Consider the following 23,342-nt stretch of genomic DNA (forward strand, 5'->3'; position numbering starts at 1 on the left):
CGTTTTATTCCTGGGGAGTAGCTGAAATGGTTAAGTAAATGCTACCGACAAGGCATGCAAAGAAAAAATGAATTAAAATTATGAAAATCATGCAAGCTGGGAATGAACCATGGACATTCGCGCTCTGCGTTATTACGTAGAGGTCGTTGATCAGAAGAGCTTCACCAAGGCCGCTGCGCGCCTGCATCTGACTCAGCCAACGGTGAGCAAAATGGTTCAGGTGCTAGAGCAGAGCTTTGGAGTTCCCCTCCTGGCACGTGAAGGTAAGCGCTTCACCGTCACAGACGCGGGTGAGATCGTGTACCAGCGCGCGAAGGAAATGATGGGGCTGCACGACCGAATGAAGCTCGAAGTAAGTGATCTTCAGAAGGTCGAGCGAGGCGTGTTACGCATGGGGCTTTCACCCTCGACCCATTCCATCCTGGCTCCAGTGTTTGGCGCCTACCATTCCGCCTTCCCCAAGATCGAGCTCAAGCTCTTCGAGATTGGTAGCAACGCCACTCTGGGATATCTTCGGGATGGCGTGCTGGAGCTTGGGACACTGCTGGATTTTTCAGGCGCGACCGACCTGTGGTCAGAGTTCGATTCGCTCCCACTGTTCGAATCGCCCCTCTGCCTCTTGGCACCCAAGAACTCACCTTGGCATGGGCGGACAGCCGTGGATCTGAAGGAGCTTTCAGAGAGCGAGTTCATCCTCTATGGAGACTCCTTCGCACTCAACGACCTGGTAACGAATGCCTGTACCGAGGCTGGTTTCACGCCCAAGGTCAGCGGACGCAGCGGTCAGTGGGACTTTATGGCCTCGCTGGTCAATCTCGGGGTGGGCGTCACCCTGCTCCCCAAAGTCTTTTGCGATACGCTCCACGCCGACAGTTTCACAGTCGCAGAGATCCAGTCACCGTCGCTCACCTGGAAGATCTCCCTGGCCTGGCGTCGACAAGGCCAGCTCTCATTTGCTGCCAAGGCGTGGCTTGAGCTGGCCCGGACTCTGTTGGTTTCTCCAAGCGCATCGCAATAGGTTGCAGGGTCACGATTTCAGGAGCTACCACAGATATCGAGTGAGGCTTGGTGGAGTATCGAGACCATCCTTATCCACGTCCAAACGCTTCTCGATGCTCGTCCAAAGCGCACGGATACGTGGGCCAGTCAGCGGATGACTCAAGATATTTTCGACGTCTTGATCAGGCTGGATCAGCGGCTCATCCAAGGTAGCTTTTGGGCTGCACTCCTCTACCCTTCGAGTGCCCAGGATGTGAAGCGTCTCGGCCAGCTGAGCATGAGCAATACTGGCTCGCGAAGAAATATTCGGAAAGGCGAGCAACTTGCCCATCAGCTCCCCACTACTCGCAATCCAGTCGAATGCGTTTTTGATCGCACCCGATACTCCATGGACATATTCAGGGCTCGTCAAGAGAATCATGTCAGCCCCTAGAAGCGTCTCCCGCCACTCAGTCACGACATGACCAGGCTCAGCCTCATCGTCAGGATTGAAGATCGGAATGCGCCCTAGATCGGAGAAAATCTTGAAGGACACGGTATCTGGGCAGGCACACGCCATCACCCTCAGGAAAAGGCTGTTGGTCGACTGGGATCTCAAGCTGCCTGAGATCCCCAATACCCGATGCTTAGTCATTACACACTCACTCAATTCTCAAATGTGGAGCATCCAGCAATCTCAGTAGGCACCGCTTGGCCTTAACGCCGTAACGATGGCCATCCCTGCGCGGATGACCTCATGGCAAGGGCTAGCAAAACCATCCTCCATCCAGTCGATAGCGATACTCGAAAGTGCGCGAGCGACTGCCGCCGGCACCATCCCTCCTGGAGAGTAACCATCAGGGTTGATGGTCTCGGCCAGGATGCTACCCAGCGTCGAGCGCCACTCTCTACACACCTCATGGACATCAGGACTTATGTACGTGGACTCCACTACGAAAATACGCGCCTCGCCTGGGTAGGAACGAAAGAACTCAAAGAAGCGGCGGAGCATCTCTTGTACTTTTGTTGAGCCCCTGCCACCAAGTCGGCCTTTACCTCCAGTATCGCGTCGATGATCCGCTTGCCTATCTCGCGGTGATGCTCGCAATAGAGCGCCTCGCTGCTCTGGAAGCTCTCGAAGAAGCACCGCTCAGTGAGCCCAGCTTCTATGCAGACTGCCTTCACAGTCGTGCCTCGAAAGCCCGATCGTGCAAAGACAGCAGTGGATGCTGTAAGCAACCTCCTACGACGCTCTAGACGGCGTTCCTCTGCATTACTTCCTCCCAACTGGCTCAATGGCCTCTCCTCTGCCGATCAGAAAGGTAATATCTGACAACGATCGATGTCAAATTATACGCAAGCCGTTCCTGACCTTAAGTGGCCTATCGCAAAGCCGAGGTGAAATCGCCCGCCAATGCCAACCAGGCACGCGCGGGTGACGTCAAACGAGCGCTTTTTCTCCACAATGAAGGAGAGCTGCCACCGAAGCTCAGTGGAGGAGAGAAGTGGCACCCTGGTAATTCCAGGCTTGTGCACCGCATGAGCTACGACCCTTGGAAGGATGAGTACACCCTGCCCTGAGGCTGCAAGCGAAATCAGAAAATCAAGCTGGGCGCTGCGGCAACCAACCCGAGGCGAGAATCCTTCTTGGGCGCAGACCTGCAGGATCCGATCATTCAGACATAAACCAGGTTGATGGAGCAGAAATGGATGCTCTGAGAGATCAGAGAGTGTCAGTGCCGTTGCGCAGGCGAGGGAATCAGAGTCACACAGGAGAACCTCGACAGGCTCATCACAGAACGGCTGACTGTCGAATGAAAGCTTTGCTGATGACGAGCCGACACCAATCTCTATCTGCCCTGCTTGTAGCGCTTCACCGACACTCCTGCTCGTGCCTTCAAAAAGGCGAATCGCTACGTGGGGATAGCTGAGCCGATACTCCGCAAGGAGCTTGCCGAACAGTGCATCGCAGCCAGCCTGAGGAAGGCCGAGGTGAAGTTCGCCTTTACACAGCCCCTCAAGCTCATCCAGTTCGGATTGCAGGCCTGCGCGGATCATGAGCATCTGCTCGCCGCGCCGATACACCACCTGCCCTGCTGGAGTCAGCAAGATTCTGCCTACGGTGCGCTCAAGGAGCGAATACCCCAGGTCTTTCTCGAGCTGAGAAATCTGTTTGCTCACCGCCGACTGGGTCAGCTGGAGCACCTTGGAGGCTGGGGTGAATCCACCCTGTCGTACCACCTCCATAAAGGCCTTCAAGTGCCTAAATTGCATTGCTGCCTCATGACCAGGCCACATCCCGATGTGTGGCCAGATCAAGTAACACAAAACAAGCTGCACATTTGCTTCACCCCACGAAAAACAAATGTGCAGAAAATGCAGCAGTCGCGATTTAAGCGCCTTCGACGATCAGCAGCTCTGCTTCCGCCTTGCCTTCACGATGAGCTTTGGCTTCTTGGTACTCCGGAGAGTTGTAACAGGCCAGCGCGTGATCCATCGACTCGAATTCGATTACCACGTTGCGTGCGCGTACCTTGCCTTCCAGTCCTTGATAAGGGCCGCCCCGCGCCAGGATATTTGCACCATGTTTAGCGAAACACGCGCTCGCTAGCTTTGCGTAAACGGAATACGGCTCAGCATCTACGACGTCGACATGCGCAATCCAGTAGGCCTTTGGCATTTGATCACCCCTTATAGTTATCGATGTTTGCGAAGTACAGTTTTTGGATACTCGAGATATCCAGGAACTCATTGCCCTCTACCAGACTGCCGTGGAGCGCAAAGAGGTTGCGGGCTGCAGCGCCGAGCGGCACCGCAGCATTGGAGTCCTGGGCGCAATCAATCGCCAGCCCCAAATCCTTGAGCATCAGCTTCACGTGGAAGCCGCCTTGATAGTTGTTGCTCGCTGGAACGCCGGGCATGAGGTTAGGCCAGGGATTCCATTTCTCGACCATGAAATTCCCTCCGCTGCTGCCTACCATCACCTCACTGAGGACTTTGGGCGACAGGCCATTTTTGGCGCCGAGGGCCAGCGCCTCTGCAGTTCCCGCCATCAGGATGCCTGCCATCAGGTTGTTGCAGATCTTGGCGAGTTGGCCAGCGCCAGGCTCACCGGCATGAATGATCTTTTTACCCATGCACTCGAATACTGGGTACGCTCGGGAGAGCACATCCTCGCCTCCCCCAACCATGAAGCAGAGGGTGCCAGCTTGAGCGCCCATAATCCCGCCTGAAACCGGTGCATCCAGGAAAGCACCTTCAAGTGCTTCTAACGCAGCAGAAACCTTCCTTGAGGTAGACGGGTCGATGGTCGAGCAGTCGATGAACAACTTGCCTTTGACCCCACGGGAGATGAAGCCACCTTCACCCAAGTAAACGCTTTCTACGACACTGCTGTTAGGCAGCATAGTGATCACGATCTCGCTGCCCTCAGCTGCGTCTAAAGCACTGAAAACAGCTTGACCACCTTTAGCCAAGACCGCATCCATTGCTGAAGTATTCACGTCGAAGGCTTTGACCGTATGGCCGGCCTTGATGAGATTGAGCACCATGGGCAAACCCATGTTACCCAACCCAATAAATCCGATAGACGACATACATCCTCCAGACTTCTTATTATTGGAATCCCTGTAAAGCAGGGGCGTTGAATGTGCGGGAATAGGTATATCAGCCACACGTCCCACCTAGAAGACAGGCCGGGCGCACACCTTCTGTGCATTGATGCACAGTGAGGGAAATCCTGATCCGAGTTACAGTGGCACCTATTGGCACCACCTTCCGAGGGGACACCTTGAACTGGGATGACCTGCGCTTCTTCCTCGACCTTGCTAGAACCGGCAAGCTCACAGCTTCGGCCAGGCGCCTCGGCGTGGAACACACCACTGTCGCGCGTAAAGTGAGGGCCTTGGAAAACACTCTGGGTGGCCAGCTACTGGTTAGGACACAGGACGGCTACACCCTGACCGAACGAGGCAAGCGAATACTCGAAAGCGCCGAGGACATGGAGCTCGCCTATAGCCATATCACCGCCAGTGTGGACGAGAATGCTGACGTATCAGGGCTTGTTCGAATTGGCTGCAACGAAGCCTATGGGACGCAAATCCTGCCCGGATATATCGCACAAATCATGGCGAGCTACCCGGCGCTGAAAGTGGAAACGCTCGCCCTTCCCCGAGTGATTCCGCTTCAACGCAACGAAGCTGACATCGTTATCACTATCGACCGACCAGAGCGCGGGCCATACATCGCTTCCAAGCTTCAAGATTACGAACTAGGCCTGTATGCCTCCTCGCAGTACCTGTCCTCACGCCCGGCGATTAGCGCTCAAACAGATCTATCGGAGCATGATTTCATCGACTATGTGTCGGAGATGGTGCTCGCCAAGAACGTTCCAAAACCTGCGGAATACACCGCCCCTGGCCATATCAAATACCGGAGCACCAGCATTCTGGGACAGATGAAAGCTGCAGAGTCAAATTTAGGCATCGCCATCTTGCCTACATTCATCGCAGAGCAATCCTGCCTCCTCCGCGTCCTCCCGGATGAGATCGTGCTGAAGAAGAGCTACTGGATCACCATGCACTCATCCCTCAGAAAGGTTTCGCGGTTCATCACCGTTTTCAACCAACTGCGCGAGCTGGCCAGGTTAGAGAACCATACCTCTACCGAATCCTGATCACAGCCAATCGCAGGACAATGCCTCAACCAGCTCGTCCACGAACACTCGTGATTTAGCCGGCACCAGCCGGCCTGGCGGCAGAATCGCATAGATTCCTCCATCACCGGCGCTTCTCCACTCGGGCAGTACACGGACAAGTTCTCCCGACTGCATTTCCTTGGCAAATAGCCAAGTCGGGCCGAGGATGATTCCAGTGCCTGCTACGGCCGCCATGGACAGCACTTCGCTGCTATCCGACACCAGGGGCCCTTGAGGGCGAATTGCCCTGCGCTCCACATCATTGGTGAGAATCCAGTCCGGCCAGCTCGCGTGATTGGAGAATCCCAAACAGGCATGATTGCAAAGATCCTCCGGACTATTGGGCTCTCCACGCTCAGCCAGGTAACCCGGCGAGGCAACCAGGATGCTGCGGTAGGAGGCTATCTTTCGAGCGACGAGCGAACTGTCGTCCAGACTGCCGATTCGCAGTGCCACATCGATGCTCTCACCCACCAGGTCTACATAACGATCGGTGAAAAACGAGTCGATCTTCAGCTTGGGGTACTTCTTCAAAATCGCCGGCAGCAACGGGGCCACAGACTGCTTCCCGAAAGTCACAGGCAACGAAACGCGCAGTGCCCCTTGCGGGGTCGAGGTGAAGTTGCGGGCTTCGTTTGTTGCGTCGTCAAGGCTCCGCAGCAGCTCAGAGATTCGAGCGAAGTACGTTTGACCAACCTCTGTCAGAGCAACGTTACGCGTGTTCCTGGCAAGCAAACGAACCCCCAGGTGAGTCTCAAGCTGGCCTACCCGTCGTGAAATTACCGTCGAGTCTTTGCCTAGCGCTTTGCCAGCCCCCTTGAAGCTTGAAAACTGCACCACGGCCACGAAAGCAGCGAGCTCATCAATCGAAACGTTGCCAGGAAACTCATGCTGATTTTGCATTTAACACCTGCTGATACCGGCAATTATCTAATCATAGCGCATGAATTAACCTACTGACATCAACACTCGGAGGTTCGCTATGAAAACGTTTTTGAGCATCGGCGCCGGCCCTGGCATGGGCCTGGCTACTGCAGAGCGGTTCGGTCGAGAGGGCTACCAAGTGATCCTGGCTGCTCGTACCAAGGAGAAGACTGAGGCTCTCGCTGCCCAGCTGGTGGCCAAGGGCATTACAGCTGTGGCCCAGACGGTTGACGCAGCTGACCCTGCCTCAATCCAGAATCTGTTCAAGCAAGTGGCTGCTTCTCATGGCCGTCTGGATGTGGTGCATTACAACGCAGCTAATCTGCGCGCCTCTAACGTCCAGGATCAGCCTGCAGACACGTTCAACTCTGATCTGGCTGTCAACATCGGTGGTGCGCTCACCGCTGCCCAGAGCACCCTATCCGCATTGTCTGGCCACGGAGGTACTCTGCTGCTGACTGGTGGCGGCTTCGGTCTTGCACCAAGTCCAGACTACCTGTCGCTGAGCATCGGTAAAGCTGGTATCCGAGCACTCGCCCTTGGCCTGTTCGACAGTGCCCGCACGCTTGGCGTACACGTGGCCACGGTTACCGTAGCGGCCTTTATCAACCCAGGCAGCAAGGAAGCTCAAGACGTTGCTGAGCACTTCTGGGAGCTGCACAGCCAGCCGGTAGAAGCCTGGAAGGCAGAGGTCATCTACCCAGTACTAGCCTAAGCGGCAGAAGAAGGGGCAGGTAATCACCTGCCCTTTTCGCATCACTCGTAGTTACAGAAAAACGCCACCTTGTTCCCTGCCGGATCACGCAAGTAAGCGACGTAGAAATCTTCGCTGTACTCCTCGCGAACGCCTGGCGCTCCATCATTCTCCCCACCCGCAATTAAGCCTGCTGCGTAGCAGATGTCGACTTGCTTGCGGGTCTGAGTCCGGAACGCTGCCATTGTGCCATTACCAGCAGTTGCTGGCTGACCATCGTAGGGTTTTGCAATGTAAACAGCTCCAGGGCCGTTCCACTCATCCGGCGTGCCAGGCAACGTGAAAATTGCCTTACCAGACCAGTCCTTTCGCTCATAACCCAGCGGGAACAGAATTGCCTCATAAAATTTTGCAGAAACGGCGACATCATTGGCACCTAAAAACAAATAGCTCAGCATTGAGCAATGCCTCCACATTAACGAACGAAATTATCCCAGTTTTTCATGTAATCGATGAAACGATCACTTAACCCCTGCTCAGTGAGATACGAGGGAGTTACAGGAATGTCGGGGGATTTATAGTTGGCGTCTAATTGGATCATTTTGGGGAAACGCGGCTCCAGGACTGCTGCCTTGCCCACCATGACAAAGTCAAATCCGGAATCCAGGGCATCATATAGATCCGAAGCATCTAGGATTTTCCCAGACACTACAAACTTGACATTCCCACGCGGAATCTCTGTGAAGAGATCAATGATGCGACGCCCAGCAAACTCGCCTTCTTGCACCACTTTGTTTACGTCCCAAGGCGCAAGATCGAGATAGTCGATTTCCCCTTCTTCAATGACCACTCGAGCCAGCTGGACGATGTCAGCAAGCTCCAGACCATACCGCTCCATTGAGAGCCTAAGGCCGATCTGGAAGTCGCTACGGCATTCAGCACGGATTCCGCTGATGATCTCTCTAATCAGGCGAGTGCGGTTTTCGAAGCTGCCGCCATATTCGTCCACCCGACGATTCAAGGCCGGGGACAAGAATTGGGTAAGGATCCAGCCAAAAGCCGCATGCACCTCAACACCATCAAAGCCGGCAATCTGAGCGCGCTTTGCCGCTCGGATGAAGTCATCTCGGAGTTCTTTGACTTCAGAGTTGGACAGAGCCCGAGACTCGTACATCAGATTCTTGGTTGGCCCCACTCGATTATCAGGATCCGCAAATGCGGCCCGCATACCACCGTGATGCAACTGAACAGACGAGACCACGCCGCGCTTCTTCAAGGTACAAGCGATCTTGGTCAGCCCTTCCAGATGACGATCAGAATAGATCCCAAGCTGCCCACTAAAGGCTTTGCCATTAGCTTGGACGTTGGCAGCACAAGTCATGACGAAGCCATACCCGCTACTGGCAATGATCTCAAACCACTGAAGATCATCAAGCGAAGCCGTTCCATCATCGTTACTTTGCTGATTTGTCAAAGGGGCTAAAGCAACTCTATTTGATAGCGCTGACCCTCGGGCCAGTTTCAATGGTTGAAACACATCCTTCAAGTTCATAAGCCAAGCCCCTAGGTAAGCTCTTAAAAATCCATTACACTGTGCCCGAACGAGGAACATTATGTCTATTAGGCACTTTTCAGAAACCTGGTAACCATTTGGTTACCCCATAGACCTATTCCCTTGAATTTCCTCGACAAATGCAAGGTGCGCACTTCACTAATGCAGCATACGCACCAATTGAGAGGGTCATATGTCAGACGTTAGCGAATATATTGTTTACGAGGATTGCCCTCCTCGGCGGATTCACAACCTGCTGTCCCCCAAGTGGACTTCAATGGTTATTTATGCACTGGGCATGAGGAGCTTCCGCACCAATGAATTGATGCGAGTTATGCCTGGCATTTCCAAAAAGATGCTAAATCAAACACTGAAGGAGCTTCAAGCAGCAGGTTTGATACACAGGAAGGTTCATCAGGTTATTCCACCTGTGGTCGAATATTCACTGACAGAGCTTGGACAGAAATTGCTTCAGCCACTTATGGGGCTTTATGAGTGGGCCTCAACTAACGCCGACCTGCTCGATCAGGTTGACGCCAATTTGAAGCTTACACAACCTGAGCAAGCGATTTAGCGAAGAATCGCCAGCAAACGCTAGACTCATATAGCAATATGGCCTGCTACGGATTACCCATGAAAGTACTTCTGGATCTCGATTTTAACTTACTTAAGTGCCTGGACACCCTCCTTGACGAGCAAAGTGTCAGTAAAGCAGCATGCCGGCTTGGCGTTAAGCAGCCAGCGATGAGTGGGGCGCTAGTCAGATTAAGAGAAGTCTTCAAGGATCCACTCTTCGTCAGAGGGCATCGAAAAATGATCCCCACTAAGCGCGCCTTGGCACTAAAGAGCCCAGTCAAGAATATCGTGAAAGACATAGCGCTTCTGCTGGAGCTGCCCCCACTAGAACCATAGGTTGGTGAGGCGACGACTGCTTTCTGTCATATCACTACACATACGCTAGAATCACAGTCCACCCATAATTCATAAAAAACCCAAGCAGAGCTTGGGTCAGGATAGTCGTCGCAAGGGAGTGGCAACGCGACTAAGATTTAGAACTTCAGTGCTTCAATTGGAGCGATAGTTCGGTGCTTCTGCAGTAATCTGAACATCATGAACATGGGACTCACTCATGCCAGCCGAACTGATCTGTACGAATGATGCATGCTCCTGCATTTGGGAGATCGTGGAGCAGCCGCAATAGCCCATCGCCGCCCTCAGGCCTCCCGCCATCTGGAAGATGATGCCAAGCGCCGACCCCTTGTAGGGCACACGCCCTTCAATGCCCTCTGGCACCAGCTTGTCGGAGTTGGGATTGTCGGCTGAGCTGTCCTGGAAGTAACGATCAGCGCTGCCCTGTACCTGCTGCATCGCTGCGATGCTGCCCATGCCACGGTAGCTTTTATAGCTGCGGCCTTGGAACAGGATGGTCTCGCCAGGCGCCTCTTCAGTACCCGCGAATACGCCACCCATCATCACTGTCGATGCGCCTACCGCGATTGCCTTAGGAATGTCCCCACTGAATCGAATCCCACCGTCAGCGATTACAGGCACACCTGTACCCTTGAGAGCCTCTGCAACGTTATCGATGGCTGTGATCTGAGGGACACCGACGCCCGCGACAATACGGGTCGTGCAGATTGAACCTGGGCCGATACCGACCTTCACGGCATCGGCGCCGGCAGCAACAAGCGCCAGAGCTGCAGCTCCAGTAGCGATGTTGCCACCGACCACATCCACTTGCGGGTAGTGTTGCTTGATCCATCGCACGCGGTCGATCACGCTTTTACTATGACCGTGAGCCGTGTCCACGATGATCACATCAACACCCGCCTTGACCATCAACTCCACACGCTCGTCGGTACCGGCGCCTGCACCTACCGCCGCACCGACCCGCAAGCGGCCTGATGCGTCGCGTGCAGCATTGGGAAATTCGGTCTGCTTGTTGATGTCTTTTACGGTGATCAAGCCTGCGAGCTCGAAGTCTTCGCCAACAACCAGCAGGCGCTCAAGCTTATGTTTGGTGAGAAGAGCCTTGGCTTCCTCAGGGGTCGTGCCCTGCTTAACAGTGATCAGTCGCTCACGAGGCGTCATGATTTCACCAACAGGCAGATCACAGCGAGTTTCAAACCTCAAGTCACGACCAGTCACGATTCCAACGACCTTCCCGGCCTCGCACACTGGAAAACCTGAAATGCCCAGCTTGGCCGAAAGCGCTTTGACTTCAGCCACAGTCGCTGCAGGAGTCGTGACGACCGGGTCTCGGAGAATGCCCGCTTCGTATCGCTTCACAAGGGCCACTTGATCCGCCTGCTGCTGGGGCGTGAGGTTTTTGTGGATGATGCCAATACCACCTTCACGTGCGATGGCAATGGCCAACCGCGACTCGGTCACCGTGTCCATAGCAGCAGAAGCAAATGGCAGATTCAGTCGGATGTTACGAGTGAACTGGCTTGCCAGTGAGACCGACTTGGGAAGCACCTCTGAGTATGCGGGCACCAACAGGACATCATCAAAAGTAAGGGCTTTCTCAAGAAGGCGCATGATCAACTCCAAAATTCAATGTAATAGATACCGCGCAGCGCCATCCGCAATGGCGCTGTACAAGTGTGTATAACTTCAGTGTCTACGTAACAGAAATACATTCGGGGATGACGTCTCCGCCCTCCCCTTATTCAAATTACTTCGGCGAATCAAGTCGCCTGGCGTGCAGCGCACAAGCTATTTCATTGACGTAGCCGTCAGAAATCCCAAACTCCGCCAACACCGCTTTGAGCTGATGTACATACTCAGCATTGGAACCTAAATAACCTTTGGCATTTATTACCACTTGAGCAACGGTTTGGGAGCTATTGTCCACCTCATACATCGGATGGTCTGCCCGGCCAGCAAAAACTAAGGCACTGGCGATCCTTCCGTTTTGCAATCGAATGGGCATCCACTCAGGCCTATAAAAGCCCGCCACCATTTCTCTCACCCAGGCAAGCTTCAATTCACGCTCCAGATCCTGCTCGGGTAGCCGAAAAGCAATGCCTTCAGTGCGTCCACCAGGCCCAAGCGAAAGCATGCGACCAGGTGACTCGGCGCTTGCGCGCCCAGAGGTCAGCCGGATGGAGAACTGACGCTGCCAACCCTCCAGGGTCGCAGGCTGAACCTCTTCATACTCAACCAGGGGATTCCACATCAGCGAGCCGTATGCAAAAAGCCATACCGGAGCTGACTCATCTCGTCTGCTGAGCGTGGAAGCCATCGATTCCTCGATATCAGCCATAGACCACAGTATTTCGGTAGGTAGCAGGGCCTCGTGGGCTCGCAAATACTCACCGTTCAATAAGGTGTCTCGAGTCATCATAAGGAGCTGCTCTCCTGCAGGCCCTGAGCAACACAACGCGACTCATCTCTACCTAGCCAGCAACGACAGCCTGACAATCCCATCCTGGGCGGTCGTCTGGAGGGCGATAACTCACTCGGAGATTTCATCAGCAGGAGAAAACTATCGATTCGCATTGTCAGATTCCACATTCGAGCAGCGGTTCCTAGAGCGGCTGGGCATCAAATTCCACCGGGTAATGGAGACCGCCTAGGAGGGAACACCTTAATTCTGACAACGAACATTGTCAAATAATCATCAACGAACGAGATGCCAGTCTGGCACCCAGGGCGCTTGAAACACCCCGCCGGGCGCCCTATCCTGCGCGAATGAAAAATGCAGACTCTGACCCAGAAAATTCCCGCAAAGCGCCTCGAAATTACCGGGGGAGCTCGTCTGAAGAGAGACGACTGGAAAGGCGAGCCAAGCTAATTTCAGCGTCGAAAGACCTGTACGGCACTCGCGGCTTCCATGCCACTACCGTCAAGGCTATCTGTGAAGCTGCAGGTCTCACGGAGCGCTATTTCTACGAGAACTTTACGAATAGCGAAGACCTGTTCATCGCGATGCACAAAGACACCAGTGCGCGCATCATTTCGCGGCTGCACCAGGCTTGCCTTCGAGAAGCTGAGCCTTCGAAGAAAGTCATCGCCATGCTCGACACCTACTACGGTGACATCGCTGAGGATCCGGTCACCGCTCGCTTGTTTGCGGTAGATGCGGCGAGCATCAGCCAGCTTGCACGCGAGGTTTGTACCTCCTGGCGTCAGTCCTTTGCCCAGCTGCTGTCCGAGGCTTTATCCCAAGCGACACCTAGCAGCGACGTGCTGCGCCATGGCGTTATCCGTGGAGTCATCGGGATAGGTGTGGACTGGATGGAGTCTGGCTTTGCCTTGGCCCGGAGAGATGTGGTTCAAGCCGGCGCAACGCTGGTGAGAGCAATGGAGATCCAAGCCTAAGCCGTGAGGGCCGTCCAGGCGATTGTCCCGGCATACGCAAGAAAATCTATCAGATAGGTACGGGTTGGGGTCGCCGACGCTCGTGAAGTCCTTAAAAGAAGGCGCTCTTACAACTGAACCATGCAAAACGATATGCGAAATTTCGGCACCCTCCAGAAAGCTACACTGCAAACCACTAGATTCCACTATCAGCATTCAGAACTCGCCAATCTCGTTCGCGCATCCTGCCGGGGTTATCGAGGGGTATTTTTGGGGGTACATTTCTATTTTTCTGACACAGAAAGCCCGTCCTAGAGCCATATCCAAATGTTCTTTGGGGATCCCGATAGTCTCTGATCTAGTTCCACTGGATCGTGTCCCGGGAAGTGGTGTAACTCATCTGCTGTGCTTCCGAGCTCTCACCCTGCTTATGCTTGATCAGCAGAAAACCAAGATTGGCCAAGTAAGGATTAGTCCTTACCATTCAATCAAAACATCCGGGAGAACGCCCATGCCTGCCATCCACGAAATCGCCACGTTGACCTCGAAGGGGCAGGTCACAGTGCCAAAATCCGTTCGCCAGCTACTGGGCATTGATACCGGTGGCAAGATCGCGTTTGACGTACGCGACGGTGAAGTCGTGGTCAACCGCATAGACACCCTCCATGAAGACCCTGCCATCGGTGCGTTCCTGGGTTTGCTGGCGGCTGATATCCGAGGCGGCCGCAACGTCACCACCCTGCCGGAAGACTTGGCGCAAACCATGCTCGCCGACGCAAACCACCCTGTACACCTGGACGAAGATATCGGCGGCGAGGTCGCGATCTGATGGTGCGACATGGCTGGACACTGGTGCCGCCCTTCAGTGCCGGCGGAAAGAGCCGGGCACAAGCCACCAACGACATGGCGATCTTCGCTGTCGGCTTAAGCTGCTCGTTTGGTGCTGCGGCGCTGCTGCAACGCCTGGACTGGCAACTGCGCAACACCCTTGGCCAGTGATCAACAGCCACGGGCCGTCGAGCACCAGCGCCTAGCTCACACCTGCATCAGCTAACAAACCTTGGCGCAAGCACGCCCGGCCGACTGATAACCGAGGGTGAGCATGAACAGCACCGCGAACACCAGAACGATCGTGGGCGCCGGGGCGCTGTCAAGGTAGAACGACAGATAGACCCCGAGGAACGCACAGCCGATGGCAACCACCAGCGAAACCCACAGCATATGCCGCAGTTCGCGGGTCATCAGCGCCGCAATGGCACCGGGGGCGATCAGCAGCGCAATCGCCAGGATCACCCCGGACGCCTTCAACGCCCCCACCACCGCCAGCGAGATCAGGCACAACAACCCATAGTGCAGCCAGCCGGTGCGCAGGCCGACTGCATGGGCCTGTACCGTGTCGAAGGTGAACAGCATCAGGTCCTTCCACTTGGTCGCGACCACCGCCGCGGTCAGCAGTGCGATACCGGCGCACAACCACAGGTCCTGCTCGCTTGCGCCGAGGATGTCGCCGAACAGGATATGGTCCAGGTGCACGCTGGACTCGATCTTCAGGTACAGCACCAGGCCCAGCCCGAACATGCCCGAGTACACGATGCCCATCACCGTGTCCTGCTTGATGCGGCTGTTCTGCTTGAGAAAGCCCGTGGACACCGCGCAGAAGATCCCCGCGATGAACGCGCCGATGGCATACGGAATGTGCACGATGTAGGCGATCACCACCCCAGGGAACACCGCGTGGGCAATCGCATCGCCCAGTAGCGCCCAGCCCTTGAGTACCAGGAAGCAGGACAGCAGCGCCATGGGGATGGCGATGAGTACAGCGATCAGCATGGCATTGAGCATGAAGTCGAAGCGAAACGGCTCTACCAGCAATGTCAGTGCACTCATGACAGCACCTCCGGTGCATGCCGCCCGCGGCGCCGGGCGGCCAGCATGCCGTGCCTGGGCGCCAGCACGAACACCAGCAGGAAGATCAGGGTTTGCAGGACGACGATCACGCCGCCCGTCGCGCCATCGAGGTAATAGCTGAGGTAGGTGCCTGTCAGGCTGGTGAGCGCGCCGATGCTGACCGCGATCACCAGCAGCCGCGGGAAGCGGTCGCTCAGCAGGTACGCCGTGGCGCCGGGGGTGATGACCATGCAGATGACCAGGAACGCCCCCACCGTTTGCAGCGCGGCGACGGTTGAGGCCGACAGCAGGACGAAGAACAACAACTTCAGGCGCGCGGGCCGTATGCCCAGCGCACGGGCCTGGTTCTCGTCGAAGAAGGTCAGCATCAAGTCACGCCACTTGGCCAGCAGCACGGCCAGGGTGACCACGCCGATGATCGCCAGCTGCAAGGTATCGCCGGGGGTGATCGCGAGGATGTTGCCAAGCACGATGGTCTGGATGTTCACCGAGGTGGGAGACAGCGAGACCATGAACAGGCCGAGCCCGAAGAACGAGGTGAAGATCATGCCGATCACCACGTCCTCCTTGAGCCGGGTACGGCGTTGCAGGAACAGCAAGGCCGCCGACGCCAGCCCGCCAGCAAAAAAAGCCCCGAGGGCGAACGGTACCCCGAGCATGTAGGCGCCGGCCACACCCGGCACGATGGAATGCGACAAGGCATCGCCGATCAGCGACCAACCCTTGAGCATCAGGTAGCAGGACAGGAACGCGCAGACCCCACCGACCAATGTCGAAACCCACAGGGCATTGCGCATGTAGCCATAGGCGAAAGGCTCGAGCAGCAATTCAATCACGGTGGGCCTCGTTGTCGCTGTCGTTTTCGCGCCGGGCCGGCACGCCGTCGCGCAGGATCAGCGGGCGCTCGTCGTCACTGAACACGCTCACCGGGGGGTGCAGCTGCTCGCTGCCCTGGATCAGCGCGAAATGCCGCAACACGCCGCCAAAGGCGAGCTCCAGGTTGTCGCGGGTATACACCTCGTCGGTGGGCCCGTGGGCCAGGACGGTGCGCTTGATCAGCACCACGCGGTCGCAGAACTCCGGGACCGAACCCAGGTTGTGGGTCGACACCAGCATGATCCGGCCCTCTTCGCGCAGTTCGCGCAGCAGCTGGATGATCTGGTCCTCGGTTTTCACATCGACGCCGGTGAACGGCTCATCGAGCAGGATTATCCGGCTGTCCTGGGCCAGTGCACGGGCCAGGAACACACGCTTGCGCTGCCCACCGGACAATTCGCCGATCTGGCGTTTGCGCAGCGCACGCATGTCGACCCGATCCAGTGCAGCGTCCACCGCCTCGCGATCGGCGGGCCGGGCAATGCGCAGCGGCCCCATGTGCCCATAGCGGCCCATCATCACCACGTCCTCGACCAACACCGGGAAGTCCCAGTCGACCTCCTCGGCTTGCGGCACATAGGCCGTGTACTTCTTGCGCAGCGCCTGTTCGGCCGGCAGGCCCAGCACGTTGATCGAGCCTGCGGCCAGGCGCACCAGGCCCATGATGGCCTTGAACAGGGTCGACTTGCCCGAGCCGTTGATGCCGACCAGCGCGGTGATGGTGCCCAGGGGCAGCTCGAAGCTGGCATCCTGCAGCGCGGTATGGCCGTTGCGATAGGTCACCGTCGCCCCTTTGACGACGATGCCTGGCTGGAGCGTTGCGGTCTTCATGCTACGTATCTCGGGTGCGGGCGTATGGGGATGATTCATCGGTTGTGCGCCTCGCCCAGGCCTTTTGCAAGTGTCTCGGTGGTGACCCGCAGCAGGTCCAGGTAGGTGGGTACCGGGCCGTCGGGTGTGCTCAACGAGTCGACGTAGAGCACCCCGCCATATTGCGCGCCGGTCTCCCGCGCTACCTGGCGCGCGGGTTTGTCGGAGACGGTGCTCTCGCTGAACACCACCGGAATCTCGTTGGCTCTGACTGTATCGATGACCCGGCGCACCTGCTGTGGCGTGCCCTGCTGGTCGGCGTTGATCGGCCACAGGTAGAGCTCTTTCAAGTCGAAGTCACGGACCAGGTACGAGAAAGCGCCCTCGCTGCTGACCAGCCAGCGTTTGGCGGGCGGGATTTGCTGCACCTTTGCGCGGATCGGCGCGGTGGTCGCCTCTATCCGCGCTTTGTAGGCCTGTGCATTGTGAGTGTAGGTGGCGGCGTTGGCCGGGTCGTACTTGACCAGCGCATCGCGGATGTTGTCGACATAGATCAACGCGTTGCGCGGCGACATCCAGGCATGCGGGTTGGGTTTACCGGTGTAGGGGCCGGCGGCTATACCCATGTGTTCGATACCGTCGGAAACCACCACCCCAGGCACCTGGTCCAGGCGCTGGAAGAATTTTTCGAACCACAGTTCAAGGCCCAGGCCATTCCACAGGATCAGCTGGGCGCCCTGGGCACGACGCAGGTCGCCTGGGGTCGGGGAGTAATTGTGGATCTCGGCGCCGGGTTTGGTGATCGACTCCACCTGAGCCGCGTCACCGGCCACGTTCCTGGCCATGTCGGCAATGATGGTGAAGGTGGTAACCACCTTGAACGGTTCGGCGGCGCCCGCTGGCATGGCGAACAGAAATACACCGAGCATCACGCCTGCCAGGCGCGATAACATTGCACGGGATTGGGTTGTATCGAACATCCGTCACTTCCACTTCAAGTCGGAGGAAACGGCTAGGTTCACGGTGGTTACGCCAATTTTGTTCAAGAGCCCGAAGCAGGCTGGACTCTGTGAGTTGGCTTGTTGTGTCGGAGTATGCAGAGCTGCCCCATGGATGGCAAACCCCTCGTTCATCGGGCTGCTTGCCATCCGGTTTCACAGTAATCCTCGCGCTTGGCCGTGCCTCGTAACCGCCAGTCCGCAGCCAGCCGCCTTGGCCAGTGTCGGGTTATCTCTTCAACAGTCGCAGGCCGTTAAGCATTACCAGCAAGCTCACATCCACATCGGCGAACACTGCCATCCGAAAGGTAGCAAAGCCGAACAAGGTGAGCGTTGAACCTGGCATCTGCGCGGTGGCCCCCGGTAATGAAGCTTTCGAAAATGCAGTCAATCCGGCATAAAGCACTCAAGAATTAGGAAGCACTTTCAATGCCAGGAAAGCAAGCCCACCATGGCAGAGCCAGAGCCACCGTGCTTTGTACACAGGATGGCAAAATGTTGCTGGTAAAGAAGAAAGGCGGAAAGTGGAATTTTCCCGGAGGCGCGATCGAGCAAGGGGAATTGCCACAACAGGCAGCCATCCGTGAGCTGAGAGAAGAGGCCGGCCTTTGCGCCCAAGGACTCCTACCGCTCTGCAGCCTTGAGGTGGAAGGCATCCTTCACTACATATTCACCACTCAACTTTCCCCTCATGATCGGGCCAGCCCCCATCACGAAATCGTGGCATGCAAATGGGTTCTGCGCAGCGAACTCAAGCGTGTCGCCTTGAACGCCAGCGCCGCAGCGTTGGTTGCCCGACAACTTCCAATGCTGTGCGCATGAGCGCTGTTTCGGTGGCACAAAAAGACCGAGGACATCCTTGCCTCAGTCGCTCGCGCGGCGCGAGCGCTGGGCAAATAATGCTAAGTAGTACTTCTGAAACACTCCTCCTGCTACACAACGAACACGATCCGGCTCGTAGAATCAAGTTGCCAAGCCGCCTCGACCTGTTTCAAGGGCATGGCTTTCGCATCCACTTCCAGATTGCCAGGCCTGACCGCTTCCAACAGTCGCCCCACCACTTTGACCAGATCCTCGGTGGCGATACTGCCCAGTCCGCTGCCAGTCATTTCCAGGCCGGTGCTACGCAATACCCCCGGGTTCATTGGCAAGGTCGCTCCAGCAATCGCGCCGATGTTGACGAAGCGCAGCCGGTGGGCGGCCTCACCGCTGCCGGTTCCCACCAGCGCATTCAGAATGCACGCCGCCGGCTCGCCCCACAGATAGTCCAGGACGATGTCGATCCCGCCTCCCTGGATTTCCTGGCGCAGCAAGGCGGTCAGACGTTCGGCCGGCTGATCGAGGCAGATGAAGGTATCCGCCCCCAGCGCGAGCAGCTCGTCCCGAACGGCGGGGTCGCGTGCCGTCGCCACGATCCAGGACGCGCCTAGATACTTCGCTACCTGAATCGCCAGCCGCCCGGAAGCTCCGGCAGCACCATTGATGAGCACTCGCTCTCCTGGTTTGAAGCCAGCCCGTGCTTCAAGAGCTGCCCAGGATGACATTCCAGGATTCGCGATCGCTGCGGCAGTTATGTCATCCACATCATCCGGCACCGCCACGCAGTAGCGTGCATCCACTGCAACGGTCTCGGCCATGGCGCCAATAGGACCGCGCGGAAAAGCGAAATACACCCGGCTGCCGTCCTCACGCAGGCCGACACCGTCGGCGCCTGGCACGAACGGTATCGTCTTGCCGCTACTGTAGTGCTTGCCACTGGCCTGTGCGCGGACCAACTGGCTCAGCGCGGCGGCACGAACCCTTACCAGCACCTCACCCGCATCGGCCTGCGGGGCATCGATCTCACCGTAGCGCGGAGGCTGGTCAAAGGCATGGACGATGGCTGCTTTCATAAAGATCACTCCATTGGATGGTCAAAGGTGCATGCTCACTCTTCGTAACCGGTGCTGCTCTGGTGCCTGCTGTAGGCCAAGGTCACGGCCCAGCGCATCCAGTAACTGCGGCAGTTCACCCCGTTCGCTCACCCCGCCGTAGAGGTAGAAGTCCGGACGCACCAGCACGGCCTGCAACCCGGCTTCGGCGAAGAAGCGGTGATACTTGCCGGACAGGTCACGGCAAGTACCCAGCGTGCCGTCGAGGCTCAGGCGCACGCTCTTCACTTGCAGATGTTCGAGCAGAGCTTGGTGTGCCGGGCTCAAGCCCGCCAACGGATCGTCGCCGATACTCAGCAAATGGAAGCCTCGACCGAACACATCGTCATAGCGCTGCTTGCGCCCGCCGTGCTCGATTTCACCGTGTACCCCGAGCGTGCCCGCAAGGCCCAATGTGCCGCCGGTCAGCGGATTTTTGTACACCGCGCCATCGACCAGGCCCGGGAATGGTGGCAACGGCGGCACTTCGCCGGCAAGGAATGCGGCGTCGCGCTCGGCGGCCTTTTGCGGGTCGGCCACGCAGACCACCTTGCCCATTTTCACCGAGGCATCGATCACTGCACGGATCTGTGGTTTGCGTTCCAGGGTATAGCTGTCCAGCAGCGTGTCGGCGCATAGGCCCTTGAAGATGAGGTCCAGGCGCCACGACAGGTTCCAGGCATCGCGAATCCCGGAGCACATCCCCTGACCCATGAACGGCGGCATCAGATGCGCGGCGTCACCAGCCAACAGCACACGGCCATGGCGCCAGGTGTGGGCGATGCGCGAGCGGAACTGATAGACGGCATGGCGCACGAGGGTCGCCGTATCCGGGGTGACCCACGGCGACAGCAACTCCCAGACCTTGTCCAGGCTCTGCAGGTCCTCGATGCGCTCATGGGGCAGGCGCATGAACTCCCAGCGGCGATAGCCTGGCCCGCCAGGGACCATGGTGGTCGGCCGCGCGGGGTTGCACCACTGGCCGATGTCTGGCACATCCAGCTGTATGCCTGGCTTGGGTTGCAGGTCGACCACCAGCCAGTCTTCCTCGAAGCCCAGGTCCTGCCAGTCGATGCCGCACTGGCGACGGATCAGGCTATTGGCGCCATCGGCACCGATGACGTAGCGTGCCTTCACCTGCCGCTGTTCGTCAGGTTGCGCCTGCCCTTCGCGCTGGGTGCGCTGCATGTGCAGTTCGCAACCGTCGGCGTCCTGGCTCAGCGCCAGGACTTCCCAGCCCTGGTGCACCTCGACGTTGCCAATGGCTTTGGCAGTACGGTCGAGGATGGCCTCCAGGCCGGGTTGGTTGAACAGGTAGCCGAAGGGGCCGTCACTGATGGACTCGGCGGACCAGTCGATTTCCACCAGCACCTTCCAGTCGGCGTTGAACCACTGGTAGCAGGCCGAGGGCTGGGAAATTTCCTGCAGCGCCTCTTCAAGCCCCATCATGCGAAAGACGCGACGGATTTCGTGGTCGTGAAACACTGCACGCGGCAGTGGATAGAGGGATTGCCAACGCTCGTACACCGCCACGTCATAACCCATGCGCCCGAGGAGAATGGCAAGGGTCTGCCCGACTGGGCCGTAACCGACGATGGCTACATCATGGATCTTGTTTTCGTTCATCTTTGCTGACCTGAAACCGGGTGGGTTTGGGCAAGCCGCTCCCCGCCTCCCTGTCTGCCAGGAAAGTGCGGGGCCAGATGCGGCCTGCGTCGCTGGGGCGTTAACCCTTGACGGGTGGGTTGTCCGTCTCGGTGTTGAGGACGAAGTACTCGGGGACATTCGGGCCCCACAAGTACAGCGAGTTCTCTGGTGGGAAGTCACCCGCCGGCCATTGGCTGCCGGCGTCTATGAAGTCCATGTCGGCTGAGTACTCGCAGAACGATCCCCACGGGTCACGGATGTAATGGAAGTAGTTGGACCCCAGGCAGTGCCGCCCGGTGCCCCAGCCTTCGCGGTAGCCTGCGTTGGCCATCTGCTCGGCACCGTTGCCCACGTCGTCGACGCTGTCGACTTCCCAGGCGGCGTGATGGAATCCCTTGGCGCTGCTCTTGCAGAAGGCCACCAGATGGTGGTCGCAGCCATGAGGGGCGTGGGTGAAGGCAATGATGTCCTGGGAATGGTCGGACAGGCGCAGCCCTAGCGCACGACCATAAAAGTCGACAGCACGGGACACGTCGGGGCTGAACAGCAGCACATGCGACAAGCGCCGTGGGCGCACCTGCGCCACTGCGTCACGGGTGCCGGCGCCGCGCACGGCAGGTTGTCGCACGGCGAGCGCATGCTTGCTGTCAGGCATATGCTTGGCCCCCACTTTCACCTGCAGCAGGTTGCCGTCAGGGTCGCGGAACCAGAAACCTTCGCCGTTGCCTTCCTCGAACCTGGCGCCAGCGGCCTCGGCCTGCTCGCGCAAGGCAGCATAGTCCTCGGCGAAGCAGTTCAAGCTCAGGTAGGCCAGACGCTTGCTGTGCCCTGGCAAGACCCTGGCCCAGCGATGGCCATCAGCAGCAGTGAGATCCAAGCTGTCCGGGGTCGCGTCGACGCCCAAGCCGAAGTTGGCGAAAAATGCCTGCGCGTCGGGCAGTGAAGGCACGAACAGCGCGTAATGATCGATCGAATGCACACCACAGGTCGTGATAGTCATGATCGCCTCCCGTTTTTGTTCTTTCGTCGAAGCCTCGGAGCGAGAGGCTTCGATCTGGCCGGGAATGCCCGGAATCAATCAGGCTTCATCGACGACTGGATTGACCAGGGTACCGATGCCTTCGATGGACACTTCAACCACGTCACCTGCTTTCAGGTAGACCTTTGGGTCCATCCCGAAGCCGACGCCTGCCGGGGTGCCACTGACGATCACGTCACCTGCTTCCAGGGTCACCGCCTCACTCAAGGTGGAGATGATGGTGGCCACGTCGAAGAGCATGTCATCGGTGTTGGCCGACTGCACCACCTTGCCATTGACCTTGGTCTGCAGCAGCAGGCCCTTGCCGCCAGCCGGCAGTTCGTCCGCCGTCACCAAGTCAGGGCCGAAGGCACCGGTGTCGTCGAAGTTCTTGCCCACGGTCCATTGTGGCGACTTGAACTGGTACTCGCGCACCGAGCCTTCGTTGAACAGCGCGTAACCGGCAATGTGCTGCAACGCCTGCTCCTTGCTGATGTGCCGCCCGCCGCTCTTGAGCACCACCGCCATTTCGCCCTCGTAGTCCAGGGTGTCGGAAATGCGCGGGCGGATCAGCGGTTTGTTGTGGGCCGTGAGGCTGCTGTTGAAGCGCGGGAACAGGGTTGGGTAATCCGGCTGGGCGTAAGGCGATTCCTTGGTGTGGTCGGCGTAGTTCAAACCCACGCAGATGATCTTGCTCGGCCGGCTCATCAACGGCAGGTAATCCTGTTCGCCAATCTCGACCAGCGCACCCTGCGCCTGGGCACCGTAGGCCGTGAGGTCGACACCGCGTGCCAGCAGCGATTCCAGCGACTCGTCGCCAAGTACCCGGACACCTTCGGCAGTGCGAACGCCCAACACTGGGCGGCCTTGATGGGAGAAACGAACATAACGCATGGAGCACACCTCTTGTTTTGATTCGTAGGAGCCGTCAGGCAGAGCGGCATGCTTCAAAGCTAATCCCGATAAAATATGCAGTCAACTGAAAAATATATTTTCTCTGGATTATCGATAAATACCCCATCTGTG

The 23,342-nt window shown here is 57.5% G+C and carries 27 protein-coding genes; 9 read left to right on the forward strand and 18 right to left on the reverse strand.

The window, feature by feature from the left end:
- Positions 1 to 109: 109 nt before the first annotated feature.
- Positions 110 to 1,018, forward strand: coding sequence for a LysR family transcriptional regulator (locus tag ACIPW4_RS03660; RefSeq protein ID WP_400654870.1), 909 nt, complete (start codon positions 110 to 112; stop codon positions 1,016 to 1,018).
- Between the two features lie 24 nt (positions 1,019 to 1,042).
- Here the strand turns inward: ACIPW4_RS03660 and ACIPW4_RS03665 are convergent, their stop codons facing one another.
- The 5 genes from ACIPW4_RS03665 to mmsB form a co-directional block, all read right to left on the reverse strand.
- Positions 1,043 to 1,633, reverse strand: coding sequence for an NAD(P)H-dependent oxidoreductase (locus ACIPW4_RS03665; RefSeq protein ID WP_400654872.1), 591 nt, complete (start codon positions 1,631 to 1,633; stop codon positions 1,043 to 1,045).
- A 296-nt stretch (positions 1,634 to 1,929) separates the two neighbouring features.
- Complete coding sequence (locus ACIPW4_RS03670) at positions 1,930 to 2,274, reverse strand: TetR/AcrR family transcriptional regulator (RefSeq protein WP_400654874.1); 345 nt, start codon at positions 2,272 to 2,274, stop codon at positions 1,930 to 1,932.
- Between the two features lie 54 nt (positions 2,275 to 2,328).
- Positions 2,329 to 3,252: a LysR substrate-binding domain-containing protein gene (locus ACIPW4_RS03675; protein WP_400654875.1), complete on the reverse strand. Its 924-nt coding sequence runs from the start codon at positions 3,250 to 3,252 to the stop codon at positions 2,329 to 2,331.
- A 118-nt stretch (positions 3,253 to 3,370) separates the two neighbouring features.
- Positions 3,371 to 3,658, reverse strand: coding sequence for a DUF1330 domain-containing protein (locus ACIPW4_RS03680; protein WP_400654877.1), 288 nt, complete (start codon positions 3,656 to 3,658; stop codon positions 3,371 to 3,373).
- Positions 3,659 to 3,662: 4 nt separating this feature from the next.
- A complete protein-coding gene (mmsB, locus tag ACIPW4_RS03685; RefSeq protein ID WP_400654880.1) occupies positions 3,663 to 4,574 on the reverse strand; it encodes a 3-hydroxyisobutyrate dehydrogenase in 912 nt (303 codons plus the stop codon).
- A gap of 194 nt (positions 4,575 to 4,768) precedes the next feature.
- Here mmsB and ACIPW4_RS03690 point away from each other — a divergent pair, with 194 nt between their 5' ends.
- On the forward strand, positions 4,769 to 5,653 hold the full coding sequence (locus tag ACIPW4_RS03690; protein WP_400654881.1) for a LysR family transcriptional regulator: 885 nt from the start codon (positions 4,769 to 4,771) through the stop codon (positions 5,651 to 5,653).
- Here the strand turns inward: ACIPW4_RS03690 and ACIPW4_RS03695 are convergent, their stop codons facing one another.
- The gene (locus ACIPW4_RS03695; protein ID WP_400654884.1) at positions 5,654 to 6,577 is read right to left on the reverse strand and encodes a LysR family transcriptional regulator; all 924 of its coding nucleotides are present in this window, start codon (positions 6,575 to 6,577) and stop codon (positions 5,654 to 5,656) included.
- Positions 6,578 to 6,656: 79 nt separating this feature from the next.
- Here ACIPW4_RS03695 and ACIPW4_RS03700 point away from each other — a divergent pair, with 79 nt between their 5' ends.
- Positions 6,657 to 7,313, forward strand: a complete 657-nt coding sequence (locus tag ACIPW4_RS03700) for an SDR family oxidoreductase (RefSeq protein ID WP_400654887.1) — start codon at positions 6,657 to 6,659, stop codon at positions 7,311 to 7,313.
- Positions 7,314 to 7,354: 41 nt separating this feature from the next.
- Here ACIPW4_RS03700 and ACIPW4_RS03705 read toward each other — a convergent pair whose 3' ends face one another.
- Positions 7,355 to 7,750: a VOC family protein gene (locus ACIPW4_RS03705; protein WP_400654890.1), complete on the reverse strand. Its 396-nt coding sequence runs from the start codon at positions 7,748 to 7,750 to the stop codon at positions 7,355 to 7,357.
- A gap of 17 nt (positions 7,751 to 7,767) precedes the next feature.
- Complete coding sequence (locus ACIPW4_RS03710; protein ID WP_400654892.1) at positions 7,768 to 8,844, reverse strand: NADH:flavin oxidoreductase; 1,077 nt, start codon at positions 8,842 to 8,844, stop codon at positions 7,768 to 7,770.
- Positions 8,845 to 9,037: 193 nt separating this feature from the next.
- On the opposite strand from ACIPW4_RS03710, the gene ACIPW4_RS03715 reads away from it, so the two are divergent.
- Positions 9,038 to 9,418 carry a winged helix-turn-helix transcriptional regulator gene (locus ACIPW4_RS03715; RefSeq protein WP_400654894.1) on the forward strand — a complete coding sequence of 127 codons (381 nt, stop codon included), beginning with the start codon at positions 9,038 to 9,040 and terminating at the stop codon, positions 9,416 to 9,418.
- A gap of 59 nt (positions 9,419 to 9,477) precedes the next feature.
- Positions 9,478 to 9,756, forward strand: a complete 279-nt coding sequence (locus tag ACIPW4_RS03720) for a LysR family transcriptional regulator (RefSeq protein ID WP_400654897.1) — start codon at positions 9,478 to 9,480, stop codon at positions 9,754 to 9,756.
- Between the two features lie 153 nt (positions 9,757 to 9,909).
- Here ACIPW4_RS03720 and guaB read toward each other — a convergent pair whose 3' ends face one another.
- Entirely contained in the window at positions 9,910 to 11,388 is a 1,479-nt protein-coding gene (guaB, locus tag ACIPW4_RS03725) for an IMP dehydrogenase (RefSeq protein ID WP_400655561.1), read from the reverse strand.
- Between the two features lie 133 nt (positions 11,389 to 11,521).
- A complete protein-coding gene (locus tag ACIPW4_RS03730) occupies positions 11,522 to 12,193 on the reverse strand; it encodes a gamma-glutamylcyclotransferase (protein ID WP_400654899.1) in 672 nt (223 codons plus the stop codon).
- Positions 12,194 to 12,540: 347 nt separating this feature from the next.
- Here ACIPW4_RS03730 and ACIPW4_RS03735 point away from each other — a divergent pair, with 347 nt between their 5' ends.
- The 3 genes from ACIPW4_RS03735 to ACIPW4_RS03745 all read left to right on the forward strand — a co-directional run bounded on the left by ACIPW4_RS03735 (position 12,541) and on the right by ACIPW4_RS03745 (position 14,148).
- Positions 12,541 to 13,170, forward strand: a complete 630-nt coding sequence (locus tag ACIPW4_RS03735) for a TetR/AcrR family transcriptional regulator (protein WP_400654901.1) — start codon at positions 12,541 to 12,543, stop codon at positions 13,168 to 13,170.
- Between the two features lie 490 nt (positions 13,171 to 13,660).
- The gene (locus tag ACIPW4_RS03740) at positions 13,661 to 13,978 is read left to right on the forward strand and encodes a type II toxin-antitoxin system PrlF family antitoxin (RefSeq protein ID WP_400654903.1); all 318 of its coding nucleotides are present in this window, start codon (positions 13,661 to 13,663) and stop codon (positions 13,976 to 13,978) included.
- Complete coding sequence (locus ACIPW4_RS03745) at positions 13,978 to 14,148, forward strand: hypothetical protein (RefSeq protein ID WP_400654905.1); 171 nt, start codon at positions 13,978 to 13,980, stop codon at positions 14,146 to 14,148. The genes ACIPW4_RS03740 and ACIPW4_RS03745 overlap by 1 nt, the downstream gene beginning before the upstream one ends.
- Positions 14,149 to 14,199: 51 nt before the next feature.
- Here the strand turns inward: ACIPW4_RS03745 and ACIPW4_RS03750 are convergent, their stop codons facing one another.
- Genes ACIPW4_RS03750 through ACIPW4_RS03765 form a run of 4 tightly spaced genes read right to left on the reverse strand, consistent with a single transcriptional unit; the run spans position 14,200 to position 17,723 of the window.
- Positions 14,200 to 15,036, reverse strand: coding sequence for a metal ABC transporter permease (locus ACIPW4_RS03750; RefSeq protein ID WP_400654907.1), 837 nt, complete (start codon positions 15,034 to 15,036; stop codon positions 14,200 to 14,202).
- Positions 15,033 to 15,893, reverse strand: coding sequence for a metal ABC transporter permease (locus ACIPW4_RS03755; RefSeq protein ID WP_400654909.1), 861 nt, complete (start codon positions 15,891 to 15,893; stop codon positions 15,033 to 15,035). Before ACIPW4_RS03755 ends, ACIPW4_RS03750 begins: the two co-directional genes overlap by 4 nt.
- A complete protein-coding gene (locus ACIPW4_RS03760) occupies positions 15,886 to 16,764 on the reverse strand; it encodes a manganese/iron ABC transporter ATP-binding protein (RefSeq protein WP_400654911.1) in 879 nt (292 codons plus the stop codon). The genes ACIPW4_RS03755 and ACIPW4_RS03760 overlap by 8 nt, the downstream gene beginning before the upstream one ends.
- Before the next feature lie 35 nt (positions 16,765 to 16,799).
- Entirely contained in the window at positions 16,800 to 17,723 is a 924-nt protein-coding gene (locus ACIPW4_RS03765) for a metal ABC transporter substrate-binding protein (protein ID WP_400654914.1), read from the reverse strand.
- Between the two features lie 447 nt (positions 17,724 to 18,170).
- On the opposite strand from ACIPW4_RS03765, the gene ACIPW4_RS03770 reads away from it, so the two are divergent.
- Positions 18,171 to 18,563, forward strand: coding sequence for an NUDIX domain-containing protein (locus ACIPW4_RS03770; protein ID WP_400654915.1), 393 nt, complete (start codon positions 18,171 to 18,173; stop codon positions 18,561 to 18,563).
- Between the two features lie 110 nt (positions 18,564 to 18,673).
- On the opposite strand, the gene ACIPW4_RS03775 is transcribed toward ACIPW4_RS03770, so the two are convergent.
- From ACIPW4_RS03775 to ACIPW4_RS03790, 4 genes are all read right to left on the reverse strand, one after another.
- Positions 18,674 to 19,633: a zinc-binding alcohol dehydrogenase family protein gene (locus ACIPW4_RS03775; protein WP_400654918.1), complete on the reverse strand. Its 960-nt coding sequence runs from the start codon at positions 19,631 to 19,633 to the stop codon at positions 18,674 to 18,676.
- Between the two features lie 21 nt (positions 19,634 to 19,654).
- Positions 19,655 to 21,277 (reverse strand): bifunctional 3-(3-hydroxy-phenyl)propionate/3-hydroxycinnamic acid hydroxylase, encoded by a 1,623-nt coding sequence (locus ACIPW4_RS03780; protein WP_400654920.1) that lies wholly within the window; start codon positions 21,275 to 21,277, stop codon positions 19,655 to 19,657.
- 100 nt (positions 21,278 to 21,377) lie between these two features.
- Positions 21,378 to 22,298: a VOC family protein gene (locus ACIPW4_RS03785; RefSeq protein WP_400654922.1), complete on the reverse strand. Its 921-nt coding sequence runs from the start codon at positions 22,296 to 22,298 to the stop codon at positions 21,378 to 21,380.
- A gap of 78 nt (positions 22,299 to 22,376) precedes the next feature.
- Entirely contained in the window at positions 22,377 to 23,210 is an 834-nt protein-coding gene (locus ACIPW4_RS03790) for a fumarylacetoacetate hydrolase family protein (RefSeq protein WP_400654925.1), read from the reverse strand.
- Positions 23,211 to 23,342 lie beyond the last annotated feature (132 nt).

This window comes from Pseudomonas sp. NPDC089996 (assembly GCF_044748405.1).
In the GTDB taxonomy this organism is placed as follows: Bacteria; Pseudomonadota; Gammaproteobacteria; order Pseudomonadales; family Pseudomonadaceae; genus Aquipseudomonas.